Annotated in this window: 9 protein-coding genes; 4 read left to right on the forward strand and 5 right to left on the reverse strand. The window is 54.3% G+C overall.

What is annotated here, in order from left to right; translation table 11 throughout:
* A partial coding sequence (locus Q0L39_RS09880; RefSeq protein WP_296628811.1) for a spore germination protein occupies positions 1–1,075 on the reverse strand: 1,075 nt, incomplete at its 3' end.
* A gap of 137 nt (positions 1,076–1,212) precedes the next feature.
* Here Q0L39_RS09880 and Q0L39_RS09885 point away from each other — a divergent pair.
* Together Q0L39_RS09885 and Q0L39_RS09890 are read left to right on the forward strand one after the other, a co-directional pair.
* Positions 1,213–1,884, forward strand: coding sequence for a DUF421 domain-containing protein (locus tag Q0L39_RS09885; protein WP_296628814.1), 672 nt, complete (start codon positions 1,213–1,215; stop codon positions 1,882–1,884).
* Between the two features lie 15 nt (positions 1,885–1,899).
* Positions 1,900–2,280: a DUF4363 family protein gene (locus Q0L39_RS09890; protein WP_296628815.1), complete on the forward strand. Its 381-nt coding sequence runs from the start codon at positions 1,900–1,902 to the stop codon at positions 2,278–2,280.
* Between the two features lie 9 nt (positions 2,281–2,289).
* Here the strand turns inward: Q0L39_RS09890 and nrdR are convergent, their stop codons facing one another.
* From nrdR to Q0L39_RS09910, 4 genes are all read right to left on the reverse strand, one after another.
* A complete protein-coding gene (gene nrdR, locus Q0L39_RS09895; RefSeq protein WP_296628816.1) occupies positions 2,290–2,766 on the reverse strand; it encodes a transcriptional regulator NrdR in 477 nt (158 codons plus the stop codon).
* A gap of 159 nt (positions 2,767–2,925) precedes the next feature.
* Positions 2,926–3,201 carry a DUF6514 family protein gene (locus Q0L39_RS09900; RefSeq protein WP_296628817.1) on the reverse strand — a complete coding sequence of 92 codons (276 nt, stop codon included), beginning with the start codon at positions 3,199–3,201 and terminating at the stop codon, positions 2,926–2,928.
* Positions 3,202–3,416: 215 nt separating this feature from the next.
* Positions 3,417–4,238 (reverse strand): sugar phosphate isomerase/epimerase, encoded by an 822-nt coding sequence (locus Q0L39_RS09905; RefSeq protein ID WP_296628818.1) that lies wholly within the window; start codon positions 4,236–4,238, stop codon positions 3,417–3,419.
* 196 nt (positions 4,239–4,434) lie between these two features.
* Positions 4,435–5,109: an HAD family hydrolase gene (locus Q0L39_RS09910; RefSeq protein ID WP_296628819.1), complete on the reverse strand. Its 675-nt coding sequence runs from the start codon at positions 5,107–5,109 to the stop codon at positions 4,435–4,437.
* A gap of 186 nt (positions 5,110–5,295) precedes the next feature.
* On the opposite strand from Q0L39_RS09910, the gene Q0L39_RS09915 reads away from it, so the two are divergent.
* Positions 5,296–6,603: a replication-associated recombination protein A gene (locus Q0L39_RS09915; RefSeq protein ID WP_296628822.1), complete on the forward strand. Its 1,308-nt coding sequence runs from the start codon at positions 5,296–5,298 to the stop codon at positions 6,601–6,603.
* 18 nt (positions 6,604–6,621) lie between these two features.
* A partial coding sequence (locus Q0L39_RS09920) for a hypothetical protein (protein ID WP_296628821.1) occupies positions 6,622–6,885 on the forward strand: 264 nt, incomplete at its 3' end.

The raw sequence follows: 6,885 nt of genomic DNA on the forward strand, positions 1-6,885 counted from the left end.
TATACAATAGCGTATCCGGCAGCATTTCGGGACTGAAAACGGTGATTGCCACGTACAGCCCAGGCAGAAAGATCGAGATAAAAAACGCCAGATACTTGAGCAGCCGGATAAACGAACCGTAGGCCGGACGATAGGAATAATCGTCCATGCTCTGAAAGTGCTCGGAAAACAGGTACGGCACAACCAGCGCAAACGGTGTGCCGTCCACCAGTATCCCGATGCGGCCCTCGTTGATCTTGGCGCAGAGAGTGTCGGGACGCTCGGTCGTACCTACCGAGGAAAAGGGTGAGAGCGGTTTTCCCTCCAGAAAGGGACGCAGATAGCCCTGACTGAGCACGATGTCCGAGCTAAGCTGTCCGAGCTTCTGCCGCACCGCCTCGACCAGCCGCGGTTCCACCGTATCGGTCAGGTACACCAGACAGATGTCCGTCCGGCTTTTCTGTCCGATGGGATACATCTCAAATTTGAGGCTGGGCGAGCGGATGCGCCGGCGAATCATCGACTGATTGATACGGATTGGCTCGACAAAGCCCTCCCGCGAGCCGGCAATGTTCATCTCGGTGCTCGGTTCGGACACCGATCGGAAACTGTATCCCTGCAAACCGCAGGCAATGCCGCGGTCCACGCCGTCGATGAGCAGCACCACAAAGCCCGCCATCAAAAAGGTAAACAGGTCATCATAGGTAAAAAATTCCTTCTGGTCGCCGGCAAACATCGTCTTTTGGCTGATCCAGTCGGCGATTGCCTCTCCGCTGGGATGTTCCAGCTTCAGCTGCGTCAGCGGACGCACAATCAGGTGGCTGAACAGCTGGAGGTTAATCATTCCCTCACACATCAGCACCGCTACCTTGACGCCGTCCACCTCGATCTGCCGGTCGAGCAGATCGGTGCTGTTCTGGGCAAAGGCGCGCACCTTCACTATATTTTCGCCAAGGTCGCGGCTCAGCGGCACCTGAGCCTGCTGGCGCGAACCAACGCCCTGCGGCTGGGAGGTATCCACCAGTCCCGCTTTGCGCGCCCGTCCGCTGTCCGGCTGCGGCCACAGCAGCTGCTGCCAGAATCCTTTGATCGACATTGCAGTCACCATCCTTTTTTGCTTGATGCCCGTCTGCCGCAGCGGCACGCGGGCCATTTTCTGACACTATTATCCGCATAAATTGCAGAATCTATACCAATACTGGGTGCAGAAAAATTGCAAGGGACGTGAAACTGATGTTGATTTCCTTTTTACGAACACTGATTCTTTACTCGGTGGTCATCTGCGGCATGCGCATCATGGGCAAACGGCAGCTCGGTCAGCTGCAGCCCTCGGAGCTGGTGGTGACCATCTTGATCTCCAACATTGCCACCCTGCCCATCGAAAACAGCGACGTGCCGCTGATTCTGGGCATCATCCCGATCCTGACGCTGATGAGCTTCGAAGTCATCCTGTCGGTGCTCACTTTAAAAAGTGTGCGGCTGCGGCGATTGATCTGGGGTGGTACCCGTGTCATCATCAAGGACGGGCGCATCGACCAAAAGGCGCTGGCCGGATTACGCTACTCGGTGGACGACCTGATGGAGCAGCTGCGTCAGAATGAGATTTTTGACCTGCGGCAGGTGGAATATGCCGTCGCCGAGACCACCGGTCAGCTTTCCATCTGCAAAAAAGCCCTCTTTGAGCCGATCACGCCGAAGACAGCCGGAATGACCGTTGCTCCTTCTGCTCCGCCCGCCATCATCATCAGCGACCGCAAAACGGTGCAGCAGGGACTGAGCTACTGCAAAATGCAGGAGGACGAGCTGCAAAAAATCCTGCAAAAAGAGGGGTACCGGCCGGAGGATATCTTCCTCATGACCTGTACCCCTGACAGAGATTATTATATTGTACCTGTGGAACATTAAAGGAGGCAACCTTTCATGAAACGACTGTATCCCGCCATCATCCTGATCGTTCTGATTCTGGGGCTGTCGGTGTTCACCCAGCTTCAGTGCCGCCGGTTTTATCAGGAGGGCACCCAGCTGCTTTCCGAACTGATGCAGCAGGCAAAAAGCGGCCACCTCGAAGAGGCAGCCGCTTTGGCAGGTCAGTTTTACGATCACTGGGACCAGACAAAAAACGCCATGGTTTGGTATATCCGACATGAGCCGCTGGAACGCATTACCGACATCTCCTCGCGGCTTATGTATCTTGCCATCTACGATGACCGCGCACAGCTGCTGGCACAGACCAACGAACTGATGGTCTGTGTCCGTGAACTGTATGACAACGAGCTTCCGCTTTTGCGCAATCTGGTATAAAACGAAGGCTTAGAGGTTGTTGTCCTCGCGCTCCTTTTCCTCCAGAATTTTGCGCAGCTCGTCCATGAACGAGTTGATGTCCTGAAATTCACGATATACCGACGCAAATCGGACATACGCCACCTGATCGACACGGCGCAGTTCTTCCATTGCAAGCTCTCCGATCTTGTGAGAGCTGACTTCCCCCTCCAGAGAGTTTTTCAGCCTTTGCTCAATCCTATCCACCATCTGCTCAAGACATCTGAGGGAAACCGGTCGTTTTTCACACGCCCGCAAAAGACCTTTGAGCAGCTTGTCGCGATTGAATGCTTCTATCGTTCCATTTTTCTTGAGCACCATCAGCGGCGTTGTCTCCACGATCTCATAGGTTGTGAACCGTTTCCCGCAGCGCATACACTCCCTGCGCCGGCGGATTTTTTCATCCTCATCCGTCGGTCTTGAATCAATCACTTTACTTTCAGAATACTGGCAGTATGGGCATTTCATAAATTGGTTTCCTTTCCTCTGGCACCATCTTTTTTAGGTGCCGGCTGGTTTGCACGGTTAGATCATACTTTCCGCTTCCTGGAAACATTATAACACATATTCATCCCATTTGTACAATCTTCTTGGCAATTTTTTACAGGAATTCCAAAATTATTTTGCTCAAAGCTGTGCCAGAAAATCCTCGACCACATCCTCCAGATGACACAGGGACAGATGGCAGCGGTTGCAGACTGCCACCAGCTTTTCCATCCGCTCTCTGTCAACGGTGATGTCCTTCACGCAACACAGCTTGTGACCTTTCCTGTAGACGGCAACTCCGTAGCTCTCCACGAAGATCCCGTCTGCCACAAGCTCTGTCTGTGAAACGTCGACCCTATATTCGATCCCGCCTCTTGTTTGCTGCCGGCCCTTGTCCCGTACAGACTTGTTCCTCACCGATTCTCACCTCAAATTTATGTTTTTTCAAGGGTACCACAACAGACTCTCCAGAAGCGTTCTGCTTTCCTTTCCTGCCTTGTCGGTATTATAACATGGCGTTCTTTCAGATTCTCCCGTCAACATCACTAAGAAAAGGCTGCATCAGTTGAAACACTGTGCAGCCTTTTTCAGTTATTTTGCAATATCTGTGCTTTTTTTACAAAGCACCTGTCCTATTTTGTCGAAAAAGTCGGTCCATTCAGCTCGCTGACCATCTTTTCCAGCGCACGATAGCCCTCCAGCACCTGTTCCGGATGCTCATAGCTGTCGCGGTAGACCTCCTGCAGCACGCTTCCGTGAAAGCCTTGCTCCTTTAGCTCCCGCAGAAGCTCATGCAGATTCATCTCGCCGCCGCCCACCGGCAGACAGTCGCGCTCGGAAGTGCTGTCGCTGATGTGCACATGGCAGATGCTGTCGCCCAGCAGCCGGATATATTCGGACGGCAAGCGGCCGGAGCGCAGCGCCTGCTTGATGTCCAGCACAAAGCGCATCTCAGGATAGTATTCTCGCAGGCTTGCAAAATACTGCGGGTCACGTCCGCGGCAGCGCACCACGTTTTCATAGGCGACCCGCACTCCATACTGTTCGAGGGCAAAGCGGTCAAACCGGCGCAGCTGATCAAAGGCTTTTTCCTGCGGGATTTTGCTGTACGGCGAATCGCCGTGGAAAACCAGCAGCTTTGCTCCCAGCTTTTTTGCGGCGCGCAGATAGCCTTCGTACAGCTCGATGCCGTCCTCGAAGCGGCCAGGATATTCCGAAAAGAAAAACAGCGGTTCGATGCCGGAGGTAAACGGGTGAACCGACACCACCTGTGTGCCGGACTGCTGACAGAGCTGGTGCAGCTTTTGGACATATTCCTCCTTTAATTCCCGCGGAGAATTAAAGAAAATCTCGATGTTGGGAATCTTCCATGCGCACAGCTGCCGGACGGCGCAAAGCGTTTCCATCGGATAAAAACACGCGCTGGAAACGCCGGTGCAGATTTGATCGTTCAATCCATTTCCTCCTTCCAAACCTTGTGATGCTGCGGTTAGGGCATATCTAAAATAAAAGAAGTTGTCGAATTTTTCGCAAACAACAGACAGATACAAGGCAAAAGCGCAGGAATTCTTGCCGGATTCCGAGTGTTTTTAGCGATGCAGCTGGCGTTGATTGCAGAAAAAGGCATCATTTCGGCTTTTCAGATAGCCTCTAGTTGTGCGATGCGATGATCGCTTTGACGATGGACGGCAGCTCCTTTGGCTGGGAAGCGATATAGTCGGCGCCGTGCTCCTCCAGTTCCTTTCGTCCGCGGAAGCCCCACTCGGCACCGATGGTGACGATGCCTGCATTCTTGCCGGTGTCGATGTCCACCCAGGAGTCGCCGCAGTACAGACATTCCTCCGGCTTCAGTCCCAGCCGTTCCAGTGCCAGAAACAGTCCGGTCGGGTCGGGTTTGACCGGAACGCCTGGACGGTTGCCCGCAATCAGGTCAAAGCGGTCGCCGAACAGATGGGTGCAGACCTTGCCTGCAAACTCATCCGGCTTGTTGGAAAAGACGCCGAGCAAAAGTCCCATGCCGCGCAGTTGATCCAGAGCCTGCGCCATGCCCTCATAAGGCTTGGTGTTCTTCAGATAGTTTTGATCGTAATAGGCTTTGAAGGCAGCTTTGACCTTGTCAGCCAGCTCCTTGGTATACTTTTCTTCTCCGATGGCACGGCGCATCTGGGTATCCACTCCGTTGCCCACAATCATACGGTATTCGTCGATGGCATGCGGCGGCAGACCGTAGTCGGCGAGTGCCTGGTTGGTACATTCTCCCAGATCCTGCAAGGTGTTGCAGATGGTTCCATCCAAATCAAACAAAATTGCCCGAATTGTTGCCATGATCTTTTTCCTTCTTTCCCGTGGGGACAATGCTTCCCCACAAACCTCTATTTCATTCCCCTCTATTTTAATCACCTGTCGGGTGGTTGTCAAACCTTTTCTGCATGGATTTTGCCCTTGAACAAAGTGGTGGGAGCGTTTATAATGGAGATATCGTTTCGACAGTTTGACAAGGGAGGCACCAGCATGAGCACACCACTGGCGGACCGGATGCGTCCGCAGACCATCGACGAGGTGGTCGGACAAAGCCATATTCTTTCCAAAAACGGCATTCTGTACCGCATTGCCCAGTCGGGACAGGCCACCAACCTGATTTTTTACGGGCCTCCAGGCACCGGCAAGACCACTGTCGCCCGCATCATCGCCAAACAGGCGGGCAAAAAGCTGTACAAACTAAACGGCACCACCGCCTCCACCGCCGATTTCAAGGAGATCATCTCCTCGCTGGACACCTTTGAAGGGATGAACGGCGTGGTGCTCTACCTCGACGAGATCCAGTACCTCAACAAAAAGCAGCAGCAGACGCTGCTGGAATTTCTGGAAAACGGGCAGATCACCCTGATTGCCTCCACCACCGAAAATCCCTACTTCTACATCTACAACGCCATCATCTCCCGAAGCACCGTCTTTGAATTTAAGCCGGTCTCTCCCGAGGAGATCGAGCAGGCGCTGCACCGCGGCGTCGAGCTGCTGACAAAGCAGGCGCAGGAGGAGGAAGGCGTGCAGCTTTGCGTCGATGACCAGGTGCTGCGCTCGATTGCGCTGTCCTGCGGCGGCGATGTGCGCAAGTCGATCAACACCCTCGAGGTGGCTTATCTGTCCGCCGCCGTCGAAAACGGCGTCAAGACCATCACCGCCGAGCAGCTGCAAAGCATCTCCCAGCGGGCAGCGCTGCGCTACGACAAGAGCGACGACGTCCACTACGACCTTTTGTCCGCACTGCAAAAGTCGGTGCGCGGCTCGGATGAAAATGCCGCTCTGCATTACCTGGCAAGGCTGTTGGAGGCAGGCGACCTCATCTCTCCCTGCCGCCGTCTGCTGGTGATGGCAAGCGAGGACGTCGGCATGGCATATCCAATGTGTGCGGTCATCGTCAAAGCCTGTGTGGACAGCGCCTTGCAGCTGGGACTGCCCGAAGCGCGGATTCCGCTGGCACAGGCGGTGGTCACCATGGCCACCGCGCCCAAGTCCAACTCCGCCTACCTGGCGATCAATCAGGCGATGGCGGATGTGCGCGCCGGCAAGGTCGGCGACTTTCCGCGCTGCCTGCAAAACAAGCACTTTGACGGCGCCGAGGTGGAAAACAAGGGCCAGTTTTACAAGTATCCGCACGATTATCCCGACCACTATGTCCGTCAGCAGTATCTGCCGGATATTTTGCAAGGGACGGTATACTACCATTTCGGACAGAACAAGACCGAGGACGCTGCCCGCCGCTACCGTGAGATGCTGCTGGAGCACCTTGCCCAGCGCGAACAAAACGGCGAGGAATAACCGCAGGGAGGGAATTCTTTGGAGCGTTTCCTGATGCAATATGGCGAACTGATTTCTATTTTGCTCTATCTTCTGCCGCCCATTCTCTCGCTGTCCGTTCTCTGCATCGTCCGCAGGCGGATGATCTGGCTGGCGGTTCCTCTGACAGCGGTTGTCGATTTGCTGATCTGGGGCAGGGCGCTTCTCTATAACTATGGAGAGTTTCGAGGAATTGTTCTCCTCTTTCTGCTTCCTCAGATCGCTGTCACGGCGCTGATTGCACTTTTGATGTTTGCTCTCAGC

The organism is uncultured Negativibacillus sp. (assembly GCF_944388365.1).
In the GTDB taxonomy this organism is placed as follows: Bacteria; Bacillota; Clostridia; order Oscillospirales; family Ruminococcaceae; genus Negativibacillus.

Coding starts and splice junctions, on each gene's coding strand:
- Q0L39_RS09890 (WP_296628815.1), top strand. CDS start 1,900: ATGAAACGACTGTATCCCGCCATCATCCTGATCGTTCTGATTCTGGGG.
- Q0L39_RS09885 (WP_296628814.1), top strand. CDS start 1,213: ATGTTGATTTCCTTTTTACGAACACTGATTCTTTACTCGGTGGTCATC.
- nrdR (WP_296628816.1), bottom strand. CDS start 2,766: ATGAAATGCCCATACTGCCAGTATTCTGAAAGTAAAGTGATTGATTCA.
- Q0L39_RS09915 (WP_296628822.1), top strand. CDS start 5,296: ATGAGCACACCACTGGCGGACCGGATGCGTCCGCAGACCATCGACGAG.
- Q0L39_RS09910 (WP_296628819.1), bottom strand. CDS start 5,109: ATGGCAACAATTCGGGCAATTTTGTTTGATTTGGATGGAACCATCTGC.